The sequence below is a fragment of the Calyptranema fuscum S582 genome (assembly GCF_055793305.1).
In genome coordinates, this window is sequence record NZ_JBSLYH010000062.1 from 14,541 (window position 1) to 36,094 (window position 21,554).

The window sequence follows — 21,554 nt, forward strand, 5'->3', positions numbered from 1 at the left end:
GATACCTGGAACATAGGTTGAGTAGATGTAGCTCAACCCAATCTGGGATTCCATTGAGAAAACTGAGTATCGGGCAGTTCTGCGATCGTCTTGATTTTACTCTGTCATCTTGAAAAAGCTTAAGAGCACTGGCTCTATCCTGTTTCTGTTCTTCTGGTGGTACTGATGGTTGCCTGGATCCTTTGCGGTCTACGACACAATGCTTAATACTCGGAACGCCCAGAGAACCTGGGTTAGTGTGTTCCTTCTGGTAAAAATCCAAAGATTCAAATTTTTAGATTTTCACATTGGCGAAATTTCAGATAGGTGAATTTCTAAATTTTCACCTTGTTGCCATTTCACCCAGGCAAACAGCAGCAAATCTACCAATTCGGATTTATCAATGTCTATTCCCTGGCGCTTGAGTTTCAAAAGCTCCATCTCTACATCTAAGTCAGTCTCCCGCTTGACGTAAAAGGTTCGACCGATCCAGGCATCGTCTGATCGTTTTCCGGTGGCAGGTCTACCTCTGCCTCTTTTCTCGACGACAGGTTCTGCTACGGGTTCTATGACGGGTTTGACTGGAGTTGCCTTTGGCTTTGCTTTTGTTTTAGTTTTTGCTTTGGGTTTTGGGGGTTCTGGCTGAATTACCTCAGGCTCTTCTACATCGGGTTCAGTTCGACTGGCGATCGCTTTTTTGAATGGGTTCTCAGCCATGGTTTAATATCTCCTCTCCCAACCGTTCAAAATCTTTCCAGGCAATCCGAGCATTCCGATCCTTGACCTGATAAACCAATATCCCGTCCAGTGCTGCTTTTTCGTATGCAGCAAACTGTCTAATGGAATGCTGGAATAGGGGTAGCTCTGACAGCGCTTCTCTGGCTTGCTCTCCAGTTTTGCGGGGGGCAGGTGGAATGATCGTCAGCAGAATCCGAAAGCGATCGCACTTAAAAGCATTGAGCATATCCACGGTTTCTAGCGTGGCATCGATGCTAAGAATGTCTGGCGTCGTTGGAATAATTAGCAAGTCACACCCTTCGACCAGTGCTTCTAGGTCATCTTTGTTGGGTCGGGCAGGCGTATCAAAAATAATGTGCTCATATTTGCGGGTGTGTTTTGGTGCTGCCATCAGATCTACTACCTGAAACGGAAGGGTTCCCCGCTTTGCCCACTTGAGTGCGCTATGGTTTGGATCGCCATCGATCAGCAATGTCTTATCATCGTTGGCAAGCAAGGCAGCAATATGGACAGCGCTTGTGGTTTTGCCAACTCCCCCCTTAGCGCTGGTACAGGTCACGAGCATCAAAATTACCAATCATGTATGCAAGATAATCTATGGCGGATTGGTGCCTTTGTCTATTTGCAAATTGCTGAATCTTTGAATTTCTGAATTTTTAGGTATTTGGAATTTCGCAAATTCAAAAATCCGGAAATACAAAAACGTAGAAATATAAAAAGCGTTTACCTATATTTCTGTCACATTTTTGTCACATCAAGAATCATTGCAACACTAATAGGTAATTCCGCTCACTCGACCATCACATCTCCTCACATCTACTGTTATGCCATATCACCGATGTTCTTATTTCCCCAGTAATATGCCACCGCCACCAGAGTTTGTGCAATTCAGGACTGACATCTATGATTTATTACAAGCTAACAACCCGCGTGCGCGATCGCTGTTCTCGTTTATTCGGCGAACCCTGCATCAGTTTCATCTAGATAAGCTGCATTCTGAGCATGAAGTGTTTAACGAAGCCTATATGCGAGGGGTGACGCAAATATTGAAAACGGGGGAACCGATCAGAAACCCCAAAGCCTGGATGAGAACCACCGCATTTTATATCATCAATGAATGGAGTCGTACTGCTCAACGATGCCAAACCCTGGATGATGAGCGGCTGGAAAATGCATGTATTGAAGAAAGAGGAATGGAGTTAGACATTCACTCTGTGTTGGCGGCGTTGAAAGATTTGGATGAGAGCGATCGCCGCATTATTCGGCTGAAAACATTGCAAGCGCTATCCTGGAAGGAAGTACAGCGCTGCTTGATAGAACTTGGCGAACCTTGGCAAGATGAAGCGACGTTGAGAAAAAGAGGTCAGCGGGCAATGCAACGTCTGCGCGAAAAATTTCACAAATATCGACCGTTTAAGTCTCGCGTTTTATAGGCGCAGACCTTAGTCACAATGAGTGTGCGGATTTGTATCTCATGTCTGTTGGGCACTGCGCAGCAGACTTTTGTTTACGGGTGTATTCGATGAATAACCCAGGCTCGCTGTAGGAGAGACGATGTCTCACACACAACCAACCTGGGTATCTAACGGTCTTAGCTGGACTGGTGATTGGGTGCGTTAATTCAAACCCAGTGCTTCTCGGGTCGTTTCATCAGGAAGCCCATTGGGATCAAGTTTGCTGGCGGTCTGAAAAGCGACTAGCGCCTGTTTTGTTCGCATCCCTAACACTCCATCGATTGGACCAGGGTCAAAGCCTCGGTTTTTCAAATGCTGTTGCAGTTCTTTGAATGCCAGTCTAATGCGACATTCAATTTCCCTGAACAACCCGGCATACGTATCTTTAGTGATGCTATTTTCTAGATGCTCGCGCAGATACGCCTGCTGATTTTCAAAATCACGAATGCTGGCATGGTGAGTCTGATCTAGCTCATGAGCGATGAAATGATCCGCCTCATTGATCCAAAAATCTAACCACCCGTCTGACTCTGCGTCTTGCAAAATGGCAAGCATTCGATCCGTCTCAGCGGGGGACAGCTGTTTTTTGGTGGCGAGTTTGCAGTATTCTCGAACGACCTCTGGACAATCTGACCTAATGTCTGGATTGGCATCTTTAGGTGTCAGATACTGGTCAGTTGTGTTCATAGTAGTTCCCTAGTCATGATTTCAAGCGTTCCACAACAAGAATCGAAAGCAGCTCATTCTGCATCCGGCAATAGACTGTGTTTTGTCCCTGCTTTAATTAGTGTTGTGCAATGACTGGATGTGACATGAAAATCCTGATTCTAAGCACTTCTTCACGTTTTCTTGATACATCTTTTCAGAGAGAATTATCGGAGTTCTATCGCGTGTGTCATTGTCCGCGTGTGTCATTGTCCGCGTGTGTCATTGTCGGCTGTGGCAATCTAATCTGTGACCTGAAATAGGGTTGTCACATTCCAGTCTTGGGTTCCACTAATTAAGTAGAGCAATGTTGAACCTGAACCCGATCGGTTAACGATGACTGCGATCGCCTTGCCGTCGTTAGCTGAACACATGTCAGAATCGCTCATCAGCAATGGTGACCGTCAGAATTTTACCTATAGCCCAACGAAGCAATCAGCCCTGGCATTGCTAAATAGCCGGATGCATTTGAACGTGAACCCGTTGGGTTCACGTTCAAATGCATCCCCAAAATCGATCATGCCTCAGCCTTTTATTGGTTGAGGGTCGTATTTTTTATTAACAATCATCTGTTTGACTTGCGCCGACTGATTTCGATTCAAGCCTAAGGAGCCGTTATGCCTGTTCACTCCAGCCCCAACCGTTCCCGCCTGCAACCGCCTCATGCCTCTGATGTGTTTGACGCCACCACATCCAGCCTGCCACCTCAACAACCGTTGCACTGGTTGAAGTCTGGGCTGGCATTGGGGATGTCTACTGCGATCGGGGTGCTCTTATTATCAGCCGGAATTGGATCTTATCTGGCGATCGAAGCCCGCACTCGGAAAGACTTTAACCATCAACAACAGCTTATTTTCGATCGCGCCAGTGCCTATCAGCAAACAGGCGATACTTATCTTTGCTGGTCTGAAGTCCAGCAAATTCGCTCAGAGGCATTGGTTTTTCCTGAGGCTCAATTGCTGCGAGAGGCTTGCAAAAAAGATTGGATTGCCCAGCAGGTTAACAAGGCTAAAACCTTGGCAGATCAAGGAGACTATAAACGTGCGATCGCCATTCTTAGCGAAGCTGTGACGCACCAGGACAATGCTCAGGTGCAGGAATTGATCCGACACTTTTCTCAGCGGATGTATGACATTGCCTGGGAATATTATCGAGAGCCAAGCAATCATTTCAATCAAGCTTTGGCTGTGCTCCAGGCTATTCCTCAAAGTAGCCCCTTATATGAAGCGGCTCAAGCCTCGATTGAGCAAATGCAGACTGAATGGTTGAATAATGAGCGACACTTGCAAGCTGTCAGTGCTGCGCTGAGCAATCAAGATGTGTTGACGGCTCGCCAGGAAGCCAACCAGGTTACCTCCCACTTGTTTTGGCAGCGGCAACTTCAGCCGTTACTGCAAACGCTGGAATATCAGGAGCAAGAGCAATACTACGGTCGTGTTTTAGCAGCAGCCCAGGCGGCACTGCAACGCAAAGAACCGCATAGTGCCATCGATCTAGTCCAGCAACTGCCGGATACGTTGCCCTGGTCAGAACGAAAGGCTAATTTGGTCGCTCAAGCAGAAGCAGACATCCAGCAACTGCGTTTGTGTCAAACACTGTTTTCCTGGATGATTGATTGCTATGCATGATATTGGAGATTGGGATGTCAGGGGGCAGAAAATAACCCTGGTTTAGTCCGGATCTAGTCCATTTGCATTTTTAATCTTAAGCAAGAATCATAATAGATTGCTTTTCTGTAGGACGTTAAAGCGATCGCATGAATCTTTTGATTAGTTGTGGTTCGCGCAACTAATCAAGTAGTTTTTTACGAAAACTATCAAGTTTCACCCGTCACATACCATTGTGACCTACGGTTAATGGGCGTGCGATCGCCAACATGATCGAGGGCGACTAAGGATCGTGGAGTAAATAAGAGCGAATATTGAATCGTTTGGAGGGGCGAACGGCTGTTCGCCCGTACAACAAATTATCGGAGTTATTTAATTCCCATTCCTAAAAGGCTGCAATGTTGCTATTTAGTAGCGGTTGGGGGTGGGTCTGCCGGTCGGAGTTCTTGGGTGCGACGGCAGAGCCGTCACGCCCTCCAAAACAAAAAATAAGTGGGTTTCAGACTAGCCATGAGCTTAAAAACAGCACCACTCAGGAAGCGGTGCAACAGATCTGCCAGGGTAAACGTAACAATACTTATCGAATCCTCTTTGAGATAAACGGCGATAGAGTCTATGTACTGTATGTGCGCCATCATGCTCAAGCCCAACAGATCGTTATAGACCGTCAAGCCGTATCGGATGAGTATATTTTTTAATTAGAAATTTTGTGTGAAGCACCTTTGTGGTGTTTCTTTATGATGTATGAGTTGCACACACCCTGGTTTTCCACATCCAATCGTATTCAGTTAAATTACTGATTCATGAGTGATTTTTAACACAATCAATTAGTTCATTCATCACAAGTGTGGGGAGTTTCATAACGTCCTCAACTTTTCTGAACATTTCTATATTTACAACTATTTCAGATATTCTTTATAGTACTGATTACAAAGACTAAAGTTGCTTGAAACTTCTGAATCTTTCACATCGATTGTTCTATCCGGGGCAATCTTATTTTTCAATTGGACTTCCTTAAATGACTGACAAGTCTTTCTGGAAATAGCCTTGAAGTTTCAATCGCATTCGCTTAAACAGCTCATATCAATCTTTTGTGAAACTAAGCACAACCAAGGGTTACGAGGCTTGTCCTTTCATTTGAGGATGAACTTCCCTACTTCCCCCATCCTGCCAAAGCTTCTAAAAGATTGATATCCGTACATAGGTCTAACGACTTGCAAGCAGAGGGATCGGGGGTTATGATTCCAAACTCCCAACGCTATCTCAATTAAATACACCCATCTACTGACCAGAGTCACACGCAAATCAGAGTTCTTCTACTCACAAGTTCAACAGGAGGATGTATGTCAATCGAGACTGACGACAGCAGCCAATCGACTGAAGACACCACGACAACTGCAACAGACTCTTCCATGGAATTATCAGATGAAACGCTAGAATCCGTAGCGGGAGGCGTTACTGTCGATAAAAGTCTTCAAACCCCTCACCCCAACCCTGCGGATAGCGAGACCCATCAGATCTGTTGAAATGGGGTTTTATCATCATCTAAGTTGGCATCTGGGGCGTAGGAGATTACCCGCACCAGGGTTTTACGCTCCTTAATTTCATAGTTTTTGATGCCTCTGATCGGCTTGATTTTCAAACATTACTCACGGCTTGAGTGACTCTGTGTCAGACCCATCGAGGGATCAGCAAGCCTCGGTCTAACTGCCATTTCACTTAAGCTCCGTTGAGTTGATTAATGTCCTGATCTGCTTTACTTTGCTGCACTTCATGTAGCTTGCTGCTGATAGGGGCTTGCCGTTGAAAGAATCATAAATTCTCATATAGAGATTTAGAGATTTCAACGTCACGCCCTTAAAGTTCAGATGCTTATGAATGAAGGAGTTCATGCAAACAGGTGTGAAGGAATTAATCAATCAGGCATTCACTCACCCTTCTCGTCTCGTCAGCACAACGTTAGGTATTGTGGGCTATGACAAGCGTTCTACTTAAAGAATTAAGTAATAGCGATATCGATTGGATAATCGCTACGGGAAAGCGCGATGAACTGGCGGCTGGCGAGATCTTACTCCAGCAAGGTCAAGTATCTGACAGCTTATATCTCGTTCTAGAGGGCACGTTGACCATTGCTGTTCCTCAAGCAGAAAGTGACCCTCTGGCGGCTGCTTTTTCGGCTTTAGAAGGACGCGACAGCACAGAAAGAGAGATTGCCAGACTATCCAGTGGCGAAATTACGGGGGAAGAATGCCTGCTGGATTCTCGCCTGCTTTCGACTGTTGTTAGAGCGCTGGAAGATTCACTCGTCTTATCGATTTCTCAACAGCAGCTAACCGTCAAACTTCAACAAGATGTGAGTTTTGCAGCTCATTTATATCGGGCGATCGCCATTCTTCTGTCCAATCGACTGCGATCGATTGTCAATCAGCTGGGGTATGGCAGATTTGCCCAAAACTCTCAACTTCGAGAAGTGCTCTTTGTCTTTGGCGAATTGAGTGACAGCGATATTGACTGGATGATTGCCACCGGACAACGGGAAGAAATTCCTGCTGGCAAAGTCTTGATTCATAAAGGCAGACCCGTAGATGGGCTATACATCTTGCTCAATGGCATGATGAGTGTTTCCGTCTCCGATGAAGACCAAAATCCTCTGGCTGTTGTCTTTACGTCTCTTGACGACAGTGAATCCGTCCGAGAGATCGCCAGACTATTGCGGGGCGACATTGTCGGAGAAATGCCTTTCGTAGACGACTACCCCCCCGAAACCACGATCAAAGCTTCGGAAGACTCGCTGGTTTTGATGGTGCCCAAACAAGAACTCTACGTCAAACTGCACCAGGACGTTGTGTTTGCCTCCCACTTTTACCGATTGTTATCCGTTTTGCTATTAAACAGACTCCGCGACATTGTCGGGCGGATTGGATACGGCAGACGTATTTATGACGAAGGACAAACGTTGAACGAAAACATCGACTATGCCGATGAAATTGACTTCAATGTTTTAGACAACGTTACCTTAGCCGGAGCCAGATTTGATTGGTTGCTAAAACGACTCAAAGTTAAAGGCGCTTGATGTTTTTGCGCTATTAACCCGTAATTTTTATAAGTCTCAGATGAATTGTTAGTCGTTGATCCAATCCATGCGAGTGAACAAAGGAGCTGGGGTACTACCCCTCTGTAACGGACTTCTACACCGCATCACTCAAACAGAGCACCAAATTTATTTCTAGGTTGATTATTACGGCACAGCGTATTTGGGATAGAGGCAAATGTTAGATCAAAAACGTGACCTATTCAGAAAAGAGTCGCTGGAGCGTTTATCTTCTCCGGAACAATTAGACCAGCTGATGCAAGTGGTCGGTCCTAAATCTTGGCTACCCTTGACGACATTAGGTGCCTTAACCTTTCTCGCTCTGATTTGGAGTACGGTGGGACGGATTCCAATCACGGTGACTGGACAGGGTGTATTGATTTATCCTCATAAAGTAGTCTCTGTGCAATCGGAAAGTTCTGGGCAAGTCGTGACGATGAACCTGGAAGCAGGGGACACCGTTAAAGAAGGGGACGTGATTGCCACCCTCCAGCCCGATCCAGAATTAGAGAAACAGCTACAGGAAGAGCAGAATAAACTGGCGGAGTTACAAGCCCAAGCCCAAGAAGCCAGTTCTCTACAAGGTCAGCGGACTACGCAAGAAGCCAGTTCGACGGCACAACAACGGCAAACGCTACTCGAAAGACTGCGGAATGCGCAAGATCTGACGCCAGTTTTGCGGGATAGTAGTCTTGAGGCATTGCGTGAAAATCGACGGAATTTGGAACAGCGATTGCAAGCGCTTCAGACGTTGCTGCCCATTTTGCAAGATCGGTTAGAAAAACGTCAGGAAATCTTAGCGGAAGGGGCAATCTCTGGGGATCTGGTGTTGCAAGCACAACAAGAATATCTCAGCACCCTGGCGACCTATGCCGATGCCCAATCGCAACTGAAACAATTGGATGTGCAAGAAGCTGACGCCGAACGGCAATATTTGGCAAATCTGACGACGATCTCAGAACTGCAAGCGCAACTGCGAGAACTGGAAACCCAGGCTACCAGTTTTGCCCAACAAAATTTGGAATCCACCAATAGTCGAGCCAATCAGATTCAGGCAGTAAAGCAGAATATCGCGATTTTAGAAGCAAAGCTGCAAAATTCTAGCGAGATTCAAAGTGAATTTGATGGTGTTGTTGTGGAAGTTGCTGCTGTTCCGGGGCAGCTTGTCAGTGCGGGGAGCAACGTTGCCACCATCAATGTTGAAACAGATTCTACTCAACTATCGAGCGTTGCCTACTTCACAATTCAAGATGGCAAGCAGATCGAACCGGGGATGGAAATTCAGGTGACACCCAGTACGGTCAAACGAGAGCGCTTTGGTGGCATTCTTGGCTCAGTCACTACGGTGTCATCGTTTCCTGTTACGTCACAAGGGGCAACGGTTTTGATTGGCAATGAAGACACCGCTCAAAGCTTGATTGCTAACGGTCACACCATTGAAGTATTTGCTCAGTTAGAAGCCGACCCGGCGACCTACAGTGGCTATGCCTGGTCGTCTTCGAAGGGGCCCGAGCAAAAGTTTTCGGCAGCAACGACGACGATTGTGCGGGTCAAGGTGGGAGAGCGATCGCCGATTAGCTATGTCATTCCTCTACTCAAATCGCTGACCGGCAATTAATTGGCGGATCTACAACTATTTACTCCTTTCAGAGGAACAATGCGTCACATAGTAGGCATCCTGAAGTCAAAATTGTTTAAGCCTCCAGAAGTCGGTCGAGTCAGAACCCCGACCCTCTTACAAATGGAGGCTGTAGAATGTGGTGCTGCGGCATTAGGAATTATTTTGGGCTACTACGGACGGGTTGTTCCTCTGCCCGAATTGCGGCAAGAGTGTGGCGTTTCTCGGGATGGCAGTAAAGCCTCTAACGTCATGAAAGCCGCTCGCAGTTATGCACTTCAAGCCAAAGGCTTTCAAATGCCATTGGAAAAGCTGCGAGATCTGCGTCCGCCCTATATTGTGTTTTGGAATTTCAATCACTTTTTAGTAGTAGAAGGATTTAGCCCAGATCGCGTCTTTCTCAATGATCCCGCGACAGGTCCGCGTACGGTTTCCTTTGCCGAATTTGACCAGGCATACACCGGCGTTGTGCTGGTGATGGAACCGGGGCCCGAGTTTCAGAAAGGCGGACGCAAACCCAGCATTTTTGAGAGCTTAGGACGACGGCTTGAGGGGGTGCAGGGGGCATTGCTGTATTGTCTGCTGGCAGGTCTATTGCTGACCGTTCCCCGGTTGGCTGTGCCTGCGTTTGCCCAGGTCTTTGTCGATGAAATTCTGGTTCAGGGTCGGCAAGAATGGCTGCGTCCGCTGATTATCAGCATGTTGGGGGCAGTAATTTTGATTGGGCTGCTGGCACGCTTGCGGCTGTATTACTTACGGCGGCTGATGTTAAAGCTATCGGTGGGAATGTCGGGGCAGTTTCTCTGGCATACGATCCGCCTGCCCATTGGCTTTTATGCCCAACGCTTTGCCGGTGAGATCAGCAGTCGTTTGGAACTGAATGATAAAGTTGCCAATACCCTCTCCGGTCGTCTTGCCACTACTGTAATTGACAGCATCATGATCGTGTTCTATGCGATCGTCATGTTTCTGTATGACTGGGTTTTGACCCTGATTGGCATCTTTTTTGCCAGTGTTAATTTCTTTGCTCTGCAATCGTTGTCGCGATCGCGGGTCGATGCCAATATGCGGCTGGCACAGGAGTATGGCAAAGTGTCGGGGGTGGCGATCGGTGGCATTCAGACGATGGAAACGGTCAAAGCGTCGGGTCTGGAGGCTGACCTGTTTGCCAAGTTTTCTGGATATTACGCCAAGGCAGTAAATTCGCAACAACAGCTTGGGCTACAAAACCAGATTCTATCGGTCTTACCGACGTTGCTGGGCACCTTAGCTACGGCGTCCGTCCTGGTGATCGGCGGGTTGCGGGTGATGAATGGCAACCTCACGATTGGTATGCTGGTTGCCTTCCAAATTCTCATTGGCAGCTTTTTAGCGCCGGTCAATAGTCTGGTCAACTTCGGTAGCACGCTTCAAGAATTAGAAGGCGATCTCAATCGCCTGGATGATGTATTGGAAAATCCCACCGATCCAGAAGCCAACCGCACAGAAACCGACTATCACGTAGATGTCCATTCCTTCCGCATGGAAGGGTATGTCGAGCTAAGAAATGTCACCTTTGGCTACAGTCGTCTGGCAGGCCCTTTGATTGAAAATTTTAGTTTTTCTATTAGACCGGGCGAACGAGTGGCACTGGTCGGAGGCAGTGGGTCAGGTAAGTCCACGCTGGCAAAGCTGATCTGCGGTCTTTATGAACCCTGGGACGGCGAAATTCTATTTGATGGAAAACCGCGATCGCACATTCCCCGTCCGATTCTGGTGAACTCGGTGGCGATGGTTGAGCAAGACATCTTTTTGTTTGCTGGCAGCATTACCGAAAACCTGACGCTATGGGATGAAACAGTGCCCCATCAGGATGTCGTGAAAGCCTGCAAAGATGCCGCTATTAATGATCTGATCCTCCTGATGCCGGGAGGGTATGACACCGAGTTGATCGAAGCCGGGGCAAATATCAGTGGCGGACAACGGCAACGCTTAGAAATTGCCAGAGCATTGGTGAGAAATCCCTCCATTCTGGTGCTCGATGAAGCTACCAGCGCCCTGGATGCAGAAACGGAGTTGATTATCGATCAAAATCTGCGGCGACGGGGGTGTTCTTGTGTCGTGGTAGCTCACCGCCTGAGTACGATTCGAGATTGCGACGAAATTATTGTTTTGGAACGAGGCAAGGTTGTCCAGCGGGGCACTCATGAGGACTTGAGTCGGCAGGGAGGCGCGTACGCCCACTTGATCCACAGCGAAGGAGGAGCGCTCCAAGAGCAATAGTTATGCTGAAACAACTCGATAGCAAAGATTTGCAACCGCAAGTCTACAAAATTAAAGGAAATCAGCCCGTCTTGTTAGACGATCCGGAGGCAGTCTGGCTGATTCAGTCGGGTTCGGTCAATCTCTTTACCGTTGCGGTCAAGCATGGCAAGCCACAGGGTGCCCGCCAATATCTGTTTAGCGCTCAAGCAGAAGAGGCGCTGTTTGGCACAGAGGTAAAGGCAGAGGGCGATCGCGGCATTGTTGCTGTTGCCATCGAAGCCACCGAATTACTGAAAATCTCGCTGCACAACTTTAGCCACCACACCCTCGTTAACGAACCAGATGCCTTGCGCTTGCTAGACACCTGGCTCATGAACTGGATGGCTCACTTAAGCACAGCGCTTCACGCCACGCCCACCCCCCCCGCCACTGTCTCTGGAATGGGCAGAAAGTCGCTGTCTTTGACCCAGGGGCAAACCTTCCAGGCAGCACCGGGCACCGTCGTCTGGGTCGAAATGCGCACGGGCACCACCACATGGATGGGGGTCGAGTCCTTTCCGCTGACTGCTGATTCAGTGATCTTGCCGTTTAGCGATCGCCTCTGGTTGCACGCCACAGACACCATTGAAATCAATCTGCTCGACACCCATGAACTGGAAACCCCAGAGCAATTAGTGGTGGGTCTGTGGCAGTTGCATCAATACTTCTTGCATTACCTGGAAATGCTGACGCAGCAACACGCAGAAGCGGCATTTCGACGGTTTCAAGAAAGAGAACACCTGAATCGCCAGGTGACGCAAGCTGCCCTGGACGAGCTTGCTTCAGTGCTGCGTCCGCCCGGAGAAGCCGCTTTGCCTAGCGAAGGCACTGCCCTGCTAATCGCTGCCGGAGCCGTAGGACGGGCACTCGATATCACCATTCAACCTCCAGCCCGTTCGGAAGAACTGAACCGGATCAAAGACCCCCTGGAGGCGATCGCCCGTGCTTCCCGGATTCGGATGCGGCGAGTGCTCTTGAGCGATCGCTGGTGGCAACGCGATAACGGCCCTTTGCTGGCATACACCCAGTCTGAGCAAAACCCTGTCGCCTTGCTGCCCGTCGCATCAGGACATTATCAACTGTTTGACCCGATCACCTACGAACGCATTCCGGTTGATGAGCGAGTTGCATCGGCGCTATCCCCGGAAGCGTTTATGTTCTATCGACCGCTGGCAGGGAAGGTCAAGCAACCCTTAGATTTGCTGTTTTTCAGCCTCAAAGGTCATCAAACGGATGTACTGCTGTTGATTCTCACAGGCATAGCCGCCACGTTGCTGGGGATGGTGATTCCGCAGGCAACTGCAATTTTGATCGACAGTGCCATTCCGGATAGCGATCGCGGTCTGCTGTGGCAACTGGGACTCGCCCTATTTGCCGTCGCCATCGGACAATCGACCTTTGAAATGGCGCGAGGCATCGTCAGCTTGCGCGTAGAAACGGCAGCCGACGCCACCCTGCAACCGGCTGTATGGGATGCTCTACTCAATCTCAAACCCTCATTTTTCCGGCAATATTCCTCCGGCGATATCCAATCGCGCGTCCTCTCCGTCGGCAAAATTCGGCGGCAGGTCAGCGGTGCCACCCTGCGCACGGTTTTCAGCAGTGTGTTTGCCTTGCTCAACCTGGGGCTGATGTTTGTCTACAGTTGGCAACTGGCGATCGTGGCGTGCGTATTGGCATTTATCGCCGTGTTTGTCACCCTCTCTACGAGTCTGCTCAACCTGCGTCTGGTGCGTCCCCTGCAACAGTTAGACGGGTTGCTGCTTGGTCTGACCGTCCAACTGATCAACGGAGTTGCCAAACTGCGCGTTGCTGCTGCCGAAGAACGTGCCTTTGCTTACTGGGGCAAAGAATACAGTCGGCAGAAAAAACTGCAAGCAAAATCCCAGCGGCTCGACGACAGCGTCGCTGTATTTAACGAATTGCTGCCCACCATCAGCGCCACACTGCTCTTCTGGTTTGCCATTCTGTTTATTCAGCAATCTCAAGGTCAGGGAGGAGCAGGGCTGAGTGCCGGAGTCTTCTTAGCGTTTAACTCTGCGTTTGGCATCTTCATCCAGGGCGCACGCGATCTCAGCAACATTTTCATCAGCACACTGAATATCGTGCCGTTGTGGGAACGGGCACAGTCGATTGTCAAAGCAGAACCAGAAGTCGATCCCAGCAAAACCGATCCCGGTCGATTGACGGGTCGCCTGTCGCTGGATCATGTCACCTTCCGGTACCGGGAAGATGGGCCACTGATTTTAGATGATGTCAGTGTCCATGCCGAACCCGGAGAATTCATCGCTGCGGTCGGCCCTTCCGGTAGCGGCAAATCTACTATCTTTCGGTTACTGCTGGGGTTTGAAACCCCGGCTTCTGGCACCGTTTATTACGATGGACAAGATCTGGCAGGGTTGGATGTCAGCGCTGTACGGCGGCAACTGGGTGTGGTGCTGCAAAACGGCAGAATTAGCACAGGATCGATCTACGAAATTATTACGGGCGGTGCATTAGTCACCATGGACGAAGCCTGGGAAGCCGCTAATAACTCCGGGTTTGCCAATGACATCAAACAAATGCCCATGGGCATGCATACCGTCATCAGTGAAGGGGGTACCAACCTGTCGGGTGGACAACGTCAACGATTGTTAATTGCGCGGGCGTTGGTGCTAAAACCCAAGATTATTTTGATGGACGAAGCTACCAGTGCGCTGGATAACAACACACAATCCATCATTACCGAAAGCCTCAACAAAATGAATGCGACCCGAATTGTAATTGCTCACCGTCTGAGCACAATTCGCGATGCCGATCGCATCTATGTTGTTGAGTCCGGCAGAGTGGTGCAAGTTGGCAATTTTGACAAATTGGTACAGGAAAAAGATGGCTTATTTGCGCGGCTTGCAGCTCGCCAACTGGAGTAATTCAGATTGTTTGCAGATTTCAAGCGAAATTTTGGCAACCCCGATTCCGGAAAAGGGAGGATACAACTTGTGGATTTTTTCACGATTGGATTATGTATTGCGTGTCTGTTGATTCTTATCTTGTTTTGGCTTCCTGATGTTTTAAATAGCTGAGATGAAAGCATTTAACGGTTCTAAATATGATTTGTGAACTGACTTGTGAACGCCTGATGACCTATCGCTTTACGTATTCACATTAGGACGTTTGGGTGTGGGGCAGTGCCTCATGCAGGGATTCTACCTCTGCTCCCCTCCTCACCCAAGTGCGTAGTGTGATGGGGCTTTCGCAAACAATTAAGCCTTCATTCTTTAATCATTATTTTTATATGGAGTCCGCCATGATCAGACCATTTCAATCTGCTGCAAGCAACCTCAAGCTGGGGCAGAAACTCACCCTGCTTTTAGTTTTAGTCTTTATTGGCGGTGTGATTGCCAGCGGCATCACGTTATCTCGGATCTTAAACACCAGTGCGCAAAATGAAATTACATCTCAAGCTCTGATGTTGATGGAAACCATGAACTCGGTGCGAGACTATACCAACACACAGGTCAAACCAGAGCTAGCAGATAAACTAGAAACTGAATTTTTGCCGCAAACAGTCCCCGCTTACTCCGCCCGTGAAGTGTTTGAAAAGTGGCGTAGTAACGAGGCGTATAAAGAATTTTTCTATAAGGAAGCCACCCTCAACCCAACCAATCTCCGAGACAAAGCTGATGGGTTTGAGTCAACCATTGTAGAACGCTTCCGGCAAGATACTGCGCTCAAAGAACAACGGGGATTTTATAACTCTCCCAGTGGCAAACTATTTTATGTTGCTCGACCTCTGCCCATTTCTAAAGAAAGTTGTTTGGAATGTCACAGCACTCCTGATGCTGCACCGTCCAGTATGATTGAGCGATATGGCACAGCCAATGGCTTTGGTTGGAAACTGAATGAAGTCGTCGGTGCCCAGATGATTTTTGTGCCGTCAACCACCGTTCTACAAAATGTTCAGAAATCATTTATGGTGCAGATCGGTGTATTCACACTGATTTTTGCAGCAACCGTTTTGACCGTCAACTTCTGGCTGAAGCACTATGTTGTTCGCCCGCTTAACCGCATTGCCAAAGTTGCGGAAGCCGTCAGTATGGGGAATACAGAAGCAGAGTTTGAACGGACTTCGAATGATGAGGTTGGGAGTTTAGCAGATGCCTTTTCTCGGATGAAGATGAGTTTGATGATGGCAATTCAACGGCTGGATCAATACCGTAGTGGTCGCCGCAGTAGCCGCTATAGTGTCGATAAATCAGCGGATTCAACAGATCCAGGTAGATTGTAATGATTGTCAGCATCAGCAAGGGATAGATCTGCCATCCACACCTGGGGATCATGTCTCTCAACCTCATCCTTTAGTCATCAGCATGTATGCTTTCACGCCGCCTTCTGTTATCTCAGCTTGGGCTACTTCTTGCCTTCGGATTTTCGAGTTGTGAGCAAACTAGTAGCTCAGGTCCGATTGAGCGATGGATTATTGGTCTGGTCAGTTATGATGCCAGTACTCAGTCTGTAGACCAATACGATCGCTTCAAAGCCTATCTGGAACAAACTACTCATAAAATTATTGAACTGGAACCTGCGTTGAATGAATTGCAAGCCATTCAACAGATCAGTCGTCAGGCATGGGCAATTGTTTTTGCACCGCCAGGATTAGCGGCGATCGCCATCAGCAAATATCAATACACCCCGCTCCTGCCGCTACAGGGCATCAGCAACTTACGTTCAGTTCTGGTCGTACGCGACGATAGCCCCATCCAGGATATTGGTGAATTGGCAAACAAAACGGTGGCACTGGGGCAAGTGGGGTCTGCTACAGGCTATTATCTGCCTCTCTATGATCTATATGGTTTAACCCTGGCAGAAATCCGCTTTGCACCGACCCCCGTAGATATTTTAGATTGGCTCAGTCAGGGCACTGCTGATGCCGGAGCGTTATCGGAAGAAGAATTTCGGCAACACCGTAGCCAATTTGGTGAAACCAGGTTTCGGGTGCTGCATACCAGTCGCAGAATTCCAGTGGGATCTGTCCTGGTTTCTCCCACGGTTTCGCTCCAGAATCAAGAATTTCTGAAAACGGTGATGAGTCAAGCCGACTCCAGCATTGCTGAAGACGCAGGCTACATCTCTAACGCACCCGTACCAGACTATTCGCAGTTTATTCAATTAGTCGAAAAAGTCAGACCCCTGGAGGCACAGGTCAAACAAAAACCCGCAGTCCTGGAATTTCTGGGCGAAGAGAACACGCAATAAGCTGTTAGCTGTTAGCTGTTAGCTGTTACCCCATCCTTACTTCTTATCCCCTACTGAGGTTTTAACCATGCGATTCAATCGATTGGCGACCAATGTTTTGGCGTCTTTGGTGACGGTGATCGGTGCGAATACACTATTAGCGGTGCCCAGTTGGTCGGCAACATTATCCCGCTCAGAGGCAACTTTTACGCTGAATCAATTTAGCGAATTGCCAACAGATGTCAATGCGTTTACCGTTACCAATACTCAGGCGATCGGTGGGAACGGTATCGTCAACAGTACGGCGGATGCAGATGCCTTCTTTCTCGTTGATCAATCACCTCTCTCAGAGGCGCAGACCACGGCGGTGAGCCAGGTTACGGGAACTGGAAGTGCCTATGTTGGTATTGCCGAAGGCTTAGCGGAAGTGATTGGGGTATCGTTTTTTGTAGACGGGGGAGAAACGTTTTCGTTTGACTTTAATGCGACATTGAACCTCAGCACAGTTATTGATCAACCCGATATTGAAACTGCCGTTGCCATCGGTGTGATTTTCCTGGGTTTATATGACGCGACTGATACAACGTTTGCCAACCCCCTCGACTTTTTTACGATTTCGAGTCAGCTGCGATCGCTGAGTTCATCCAATACATTGGCTGTCGATCAAAGTGCTGGCATCACATTGAGTTCGAGTCAACGTTCGCTCGATAGCTTGCTGGGCGGTCAGCAAACGTCAGCGTCTGCCACGATTCACGGGTCTTTCGCTCGTTATTTTGACAGTCCTACCGCTTTAACCCTGGTTGCCTATAACTTGAATCAGACGATTGCTTCTGTGCCCGAACCGTCGAATACATGGGTGCTTCTGCTGTTTGTCGGTTCGCTGGGTGCGATGCGGTTATACCGTCGCCTCCACTGCGCCTAAGGCTTTGAGGGTGGCTTTTTGTGCGTCGGTCAGCCCTCTTACCTGCGTGATATTCATTCCCTCATAGGGGCGTTTGGCGATCAGGGTTGTGAGACACTGCCCTGTTTTCAGATGCCAGAGTTTGATGGTTTCATCTTGAGAGCCACTGGCAAGGGTTTGCCCATCGGGGCTAAATGCTACAGACCAGATCCAACTGGTATGACCTGAAAAAGTTTTAAGGCATTCTCCAGTCGCCACGTCCCATAGTTTGACGGTGCTGTCGCAACTACCACTGGCAAGAGTTTGCCCATCGGGACTGAATGCCACCGTCTGTATCCAACTGGCGTGACCTGAAAAGGTTTTGAGGCATTCTCCAGTTGCCACGTCCCATAGTTTGATGCTGTTGTCGCAACTGCCACTGGCAAGAATTTGCCCGTCAGGGCTAAATGCTACCGTTTGCACCCAGCGGGTGTGCCCCCGAAGAATATTCAGACAGTCGCCGGTGTTAGCATTCCACACCCTTACCGTCAGGTCATAACTGCCACTGGCAAGGGTTTGCCCATCGGGGCTAAATGCCACAGACCAGACCCAACTGGTATGACCTGAAAAGGTTTTGAGGCACTCGCCCGTCACCACATCCCAGAGCTTGAGGATGCGATCGCCACTGCCACTGACTAAGCGATTGCCATCGGGACTAAAGGCGATCGCCCGGATCCAACGACTTGCCTGTAACGTAGTGCGGCACTGCGCCGTTTGTACATCCCAAAGTTTGATCGTATAGTCACTGCTGCCACTCGCCAACAGATTTCCCTGCGAATTGAAATCGACCGAACACACCCACCCCGTATGCCCTTTAATCGTATTTAGGCATTGCCCCGTCTCAACCTGCCAAAACCGGATCTGATGGTCTTCGCTGCCACTCGCCAATAATGCCCCATCGGGACTGAAGGCGACGGACTGCACCCAGGTTGCATATCCCTGTAATGTTCTTAAGCACTGTCCGGTATGGCTATCCCATAGCCGCATTGTGCGGTCTTCTCCCACACTTGCCAATAACGTGCCATCGGGGCTGAATGCCACCGACTCCAGGCGATTGCTATGGCCATACAGGGTCTTCTGGCATTGCCCGGTGCTCACCTCCCACACCTTCAGGGTATAGTCGCCACTGCCACTTGCCAGCAGGGTACCATCTGGACTGAAGACCACCGATCGCACCCGATGATTGTGACCCTGCAAGGTCTTGAGACACTCGCCTGTTTGTCCATCCCACAGTTTGATGGTGTTATCGCCACCGCCACTTGCCAGCAGGGTACCATCTGGACTGAAGACCACCGATCGCACCCACAACGTATGCCCCTGAAAGGTGTTGAGGCACTCGCCAGTCTGCACATCCCACAGCTTCAGAGTTTGGTCTTCGCTACCACTCGCCAACCGCCGACCATCCGGGCTAAACGCCACCGACCAGACCCAGGAGCTATGCCCCTGAAGTGTGTTCACACAGTCTCCCGTTTGCACATCCCAAAACTTGATGGTGTTATCGCCACTGCCACTCGCCAGGAGCTGACCCGCCGGATCAAACGCTACCGATCGCACCCATGCCGCATGTCCTCGCAGTTCTTTGAGGCATTGACCACTGTCTACATCCCACAGGCGCACCGTCTGGTCGCTACTGGCACTCGCCAACAGTGATCCATCTGGACTAAAGACCACCGATCGCACCCATCCCGAATGCCCCTTGCACGTTACCAGTTGCCGACCGTCTGACACCTGCCACAAGCGAATCTCACCACTCGCATCGCCCGTCGCCAGCAATTGCCCATCCGGGCTAAACGTGACCGCACCAAAACTAGTCAACCGTTGGGCAAAGACTGATTTCGCCAGATCAGCTCCGGTGAAATTCACCTGATGTAAATTGACAGTTTGCAAATAGGCTTGCCAGATCGTGATATTGGAAAAATCTTCGCCTCTTAAGTCCACATCCAAACTGCACAACAGATTGAGCGCATTACCCCCAGCATATCCCGGTTCTAGCATCGGTTCGGCTTTCAGAGTAGCAATAATTTGCTTGATCTGATGAACGGCATTCTTTTTCAAACTTGCAAGCAATTTATCAACCACAGGTTTCAAAATGAAGCTGGTTTGAATATGCCGCAGATATTCCTTGGCTTGGGCTTCAATCAAAGCATGGCTGTTAAATAGATCAATGTCTCCGCTGGCAATTTCCAGACAAATTCGCTGGATAAAGCGGTCTGTGACATATTCCATCACGACCGATTGGAACGAGAAGCTGGCAGCAAATTTTTCAATTAGCGATCGCCGACCTAAAGATTTCACCGCTTCCAATAATTCTCGCTTGGATACCGGAAACACTAAACTATCATGCAATTCTTGCAGTGACGTTGGTTCTCGTTTAATTGCCAGCCAATATAAAATCGTTTGCTCTAACGCAGACAACCGATCAAACTGTTGATCTAGCAATTCTCCCAGGTCATCAAAAACAACCGTGCCTTCCTGCAAAAACTCAGAGACATCACTATCAAACAACTCTTGAATTGTGGTTGAAACAATTTTCAGTGCTAAAGGATTGCCATCATAGCGTTCGACTAACTGCTGCCACTCGCCTTCTGACCCCGTAAAACTCCCTTTCAGGGTACAAATAGCCTGACCTTCTTCAACCTTCAAGCCTTTTAATTGCAACGAACGAACGGGTAAGGATTCTCCTTCTAATAAAGCAATTTCTTTGGGTTTTTCTCGACTGGTCAACAATACACAGCTTTGATGGCGATCGGCACCAATCTGCTTAAACAGTTCCCCATACTCTTCATAGCCTTCTCGATACTGCCCGACACAATCGCCACTGCGTAAAATCGTCTCGGCATTATCAAAAATCAGCAGACAACGGGTAGACCGCAACTCTTGAATCAACCGTGCTACTCGACCCGCCGTATCTCCTGGCAAATCTGTTTCCTGGCTTTGATGCAAAAATTGCAGCACATCCGCCAAAATATCTTTCAACGTGGGCGTATCTCGCAGAGAACGCCAGATAATCCGCTCAAATTGACCCTGAAGCTGTTGGGCAAGTTTCACGGATAGGGCAGTCTTTCCCATACCTCCCATGCCCAAAATTGCCACCAACCGGCAATGGTCATTGACAATCCAATCCTGAAGCTGCATTAATTCTTCGAGACGACCATAAAAAACCGAGACATCTACCGTTTCTCCCCAATCTTGCTGGGAGGTCGCAGAACCCTTGAGTGGAGTCATCTCTCCGATTACAGCAGGCGTCGGGGCAATTGTCTGAGTCGGTTGCATGGTTGAGGGATGAGCAACACCTCCGGGAGTAGCTGCCGCATCAGCGTGCCATCGCCGTTCGATCGCAGACTTAAAGTTGGTTTTACTAACCTTTTCACCTAAGACTTCGGTCAGCAACTTCCAGAGTTTTGGTCCGGTATCTTGCTTGATGTAGTTGGGAGAATACCCAAAACTATCGGCAATCTCATCGTAGCTTTTATTTTTCAACGGCCAGGACGCACTAAATACGGCTCTTTGAAGATCTGTCAGGTGCTTGCCGGTATGAGCAAACACCAGGGAGTCCGTGAATTCGACTGCTGTCTCAAGTTCCATTGATGCACTCAATATCGTTGATTCACTTGGGAAATGTTTTGATGCTGCTGAAGTACTTATTGTTTGAAATACCCACTATAGGAGCGTTTCAAAAAAATACCACCCATTTGAAACATAACCATCCACTGTTCTAACTAAACAGCTAGCGATTTAATTCTAAAGGATCTTATGGGATCGCTGATTGGCGTTGCAGAACTGGATTAAACAGTGCCCACTAATATTGTTTTATGTTTCCTGTGAAACAGAAGACTTCACAAGCCGCATTAGCCTGCTGTAGCCGTCGGGGGGTTGATTGGGACAAAGGTTCTGTGAGAACCCGCGCTCCGCGCGGGTTCTCACA

General features: G+C 48.7%; 15 protein-coding genes. 10 read left to right on the forward strand and 5 right to left on the reverse strand.

Going from position 1 to position 21,554, the window contains the following annotated elements:
- Positions 1-282: 282 nt before the first annotated feature.
- Positions 283-696 carry a hypothetical protein gene (locus tag ACR6Z4_RS28115; RefSeq protein ID WP_479720660.1) on the reverse strand — a complete coding sequence of 138 codons (414 nt, stop codon included), beginning with the start codon at positions 694-696 and terminating at the stop codon, positions 283-285.
- Complete coding sequence (locus ACR6Z4_RS28120; RefSeq protein ID WP_479720661.1) at positions 689-1,282, reverse strand: nucleotide-binding protein; 594 nt, start codon at positions 1,280-1,282, stop codon at positions 689-691. Before ACR6Z4_RS28120 ends, ACR6Z4_RS28115 begins: the two co-directional genes overlap by 8 nt.
- 259 nt (positions 1,283-1,541) lie before the next feature.
- Between ACR6Z4_RS28120 and ACR6Z4_RS28125 the strand changes: the two genes are divergently transcribed.
- Positions 1,542-2,150 (forward strand): RNA polymerase sigma factor, encoded by a 609-nt coding sequence (locus ACR6Z4_RS28125; RefSeq protein WP_479720662.1) that lies wholly within the window; start codon positions 1,542-1,544, stop codon positions 2,148-2,150.
- Between the two features lie 183 nt (positions 2,151-2,333).
- Here the strand turns inward: ACR6Z4_RS28125 and ACR6Z4_RS28130 are convergent, their stop codons facing one another.
- Positions 2,334-2,858 carry a peptidoglycan-binding domain-containing protein gene (locus ACR6Z4_RS28130; protein WP_479720663.1) on the reverse strand — a complete coding sequence of 175 codons (525 nt, stop codon included), beginning with the start codon at positions 2,856-2,858 and terminating at the stop codon, positions 2,334-2,336.
- 260 nt (positions 2,859-3,118) lie between these two features.
- Positions 3,119-3,265, reverse strand: coding sequence for a hypothetical protein (locus ACR6Z4_RS28135; protein WP_479720664.1), 147 nt, complete (start codon positions 3,263-3,265; stop codon positions 3,119-3,121).
- 228 nt (positions 3,266-3,493) lie between these two features.
- Between ACR6Z4_RS28135 and ACR6Z4_RS28140 the strand changes: the two genes are divergently transcribed.
- The 9 genes from ACR6Z4_RS28140 to ACR6Z4_RS28180 all read left to right on the forward strand — a co-directional run bounded on the left by ACR6Z4_RS28140 (position 3,494) and on the right by ACR6Z4_RS28180 (position 17,611).
- A complete protein-coding gene (locus tag ACR6Z4_RS28140) occupies positions 3,494-4,504 on the forward strand; it encodes a hypothetical protein (RefSeq protein WP_479720665.1) in 1,011 nt (336 codons plus the stop codon).
- Positions 4,505-5,826: 1,322 nt separating this feature from the next.
- Positions 5,827-6,009: a hypothetical protein gene (locus tag ACR6Z4_RS28145; protein ID WP_479720666.1), complete on the forward strand. Its 183-nt coding sequence runs from the start codon at positions 5,827-5,829 to the stop codon at positions 6,007-6,009.
- Positions 6,010-6,458: 449 nt separating this feature from the next.
- Positions 6,459-7,556 carry a cyclic nucleotide-binding domain-containing protein gene (locus tag ACR6Z4_RS28150; protein WP_479720667.1) on the forward strand — a complete coding sequence of 366 codons (1,098 nt, stop codon included), beginning with the start codon at positions 6,459-6,461 and terminating at the stop codon, positions 7,554-7,556.
- Between the two features lie 196 nt (positions 7,557-7,752).
- The gene (locus ACR6Z4_RS28155) at positions 7,753-9,192 is read left to right on the forward strand and encodes an NHLP bacteriocin system secretion protein (protein ID WP_479720668.1); all 1,440 of its coding nucleotides are present in this window, start codon (positions 7,753-7,755) and stop codon (positions 9,190-9,192) included.
- 39 nt (positions 9,193-9,231) lie between these two features.
- Positions 9,232-11,454 (forward strand): NHLP family bacteriocin export ABC transporter peptidase/permease/ATPase subunit, encoded by a 2,223-nt coding sequence (locus tag ACR6Z4_RS28160; RefSeq protein WP_479720669.1) that lies wholly within the window; start codon positions 9,232-9,234, stop codon positions 11,452-11,454.
- 2 nt (positions 11,455-11,456) lie between these two features.
- Positions 11,457-14,384 carry an NHLP bacteriocin export ABC transporter permease/ATPase subunit gene (locus ACR6Z4_RS28165; protein WP_479720670.1) on the forward strand — a complete coding sequence of 976 codons (2,928 nt, stop codon included), beginning with the start codon at positions 11,457-11,459 and terminating at the stop codon, positions 14,382-14,384.
- 377 nt (positions 14,385-14,761) lie between these two features.
- On the forward strand, positions 14,762-15,742 hold the full coding sequence (locus ACR6Z4_RS28170) for a Tll0287-like domain-containing protein (protein WP_479720671.1): 981 nt from the start codon (positions 14,762-14,764) through the stop codon (positions 15,740-15,742).
- Positions 15,743-15,828: 86 nt separating this feature from the next.
- Positions 15,829-16,710, forward strand: a complete 882-nt coding sequence (locus ACR6Z4_RS28175; RefSeq protein ID WP_479720672.1) for a phosphate/phosphite/phosphonate ABC transporter substrate-binding protein — start codon at positions 15,829-15,831, stop codon at positions 16,708-16,710.
- A 67-nt stretch (positions 16,711-16,777) separates the two neighbouring features.
- Positions 16,778-17,611 (forward strand): hypothetical protein, encoded by an 834-nt coding sequence (locus ACR6Z4_RS28180; protein ID WP_479720673.1) that lies wholly within the window; start codon positions 16,778-16,780, stop codon positions 17,609-17,611.
- Here ACR6Z4_RS28180 and ACR6Z4_RS28185 read toward each other — a convergent pair.
- Complete coding sequence (locus tag ACR6Z4_RS28185; RefSeq protein WP_479720674.1) at positions 17,585-21,214, reverse strand: WD40 domain-containing protein; 3,630 nt, start codon at positions 21,212-21,214, stop codon at positions 17,585-17,587. The genes ACR6Z4_RS28180 and ACR6Z4_RS28185 overlap by 27 nt on opposite strands.
- Positions 21,215-21,554 lie beyond the last annotated feature (340 nt).

Excerpts from the sequence above, each read along its gene's own strand:
- ACR6Z4_RS28165 (WP_479720670.1), top strand. The coding sequence starts at position 11,457 with ATGCTGAAACAACTCGATAGCAAAGATTTGCAACCGCAAGTCTACAAA.
- ACR6Z4_RS28135 (WP_479720664.1), bottom strand. The coding sequence starts at position 3,265 with ATGAGCGATTCTGACATGTGTTCAGCTAACGACGGCAAGGCGATCGCA.
- ACR6Z4_RS28170 (WP_479720671.1), top strand. The coding sequence starts at position 14,762 with ATGATCAGACCATTTCAATCTGCTGCAAGCAACCTCAAGCTGGGGCAG.
- ACR6Z4_RS28120 (WP_479720661.1), bottom strand. The coding sequence starts at position 1,282 with ATGCTCGTGACCTGTACCAGCGCTAAGGGGGGAGTTGGCAAAACCACA.
- ACR6Z4_RS28175 (WP_479720672.1), top strand. The coding sequence starts at position 15,829 with ATGCTTTCACGCCGCCTTCTGTTATCTCAGCTTGGGCTACTTCTTGCC.
- ACR6Z4_RS28150 (WP_479720667.1), top strand. The coding sequence starts at position 6,459 with ATGACAAGCGTTCTACTTAAAGAATTAAGTAATAGCGATATCGATTGG.
- ACR6Z4_RS28125 (WP_479720662.1), top strand. The coding sequence starts at position 1,542 with ATGCCATATCACCGATGTTCTTATTTCCCCAGTAATATGCCACCGCCA.
- ACR6Z4_RS28155 (WP_479720668.1), top strand. The coding sequence starts at position 7,753 with ATGTTAGATCAAAAACGTGACCTATTCAGAAAAGAGTCGCTGGAGCGT.
- ACR6Z4_RS28180 (WP_479720673.1), top strand. The coding sequence starts at position 16,778 with ATGCGATTCAATCGATTGGCGACCAATGTTTTGGCGTCTTTGGTGACG.
- ACR6Z4_RS28160 (WP_479720669.1), top strand. The coding sequence starts at position 9,232 with ATGCGTCACATAGTAGGCATCCTGAAGTCAAAATTGTTTAAGCCTCCA.
- ACR6Z4_RS28140 (WP_479720665.1), top strand. The coding sequence starts at position 3,494 with ATGCCTGTTCACTCCAGCCCCAACCGTTCCCGCCTGCAACCGCCTCAT.
- ACR6Z4_RS28130 (WP_479720663.1), bottom strand. The coding sequence starts at position 2,858 with ATGAACACAACTGACCAGTATCTGACACCTAAAGATGCCAATCCAGAC.
- ACR6Z4_RS28185 (WP_479720674.1), bottom strand. The coding sequence starts at position 21,214 with ATGGAACTTGAGACAGCAGTCGAATTCACGGACTCCCTGGTGTTTGCT.
- ACR6Z4_RS28145 (WP_479720666.1), top strand. The coding sequence starts at position 5,827 with ATGTCAATCGAGACTGACGACAGCAGCCAATCGACTGAAGACACCACG.
- ACR6Z4_RS28115 (WP_479720660.1), bottom strand. The coding sequence starts at position 696 with ATGGCTGAGAACCCATTCAAAAAAGCGATCGCCAGTCGAACTGAACCC.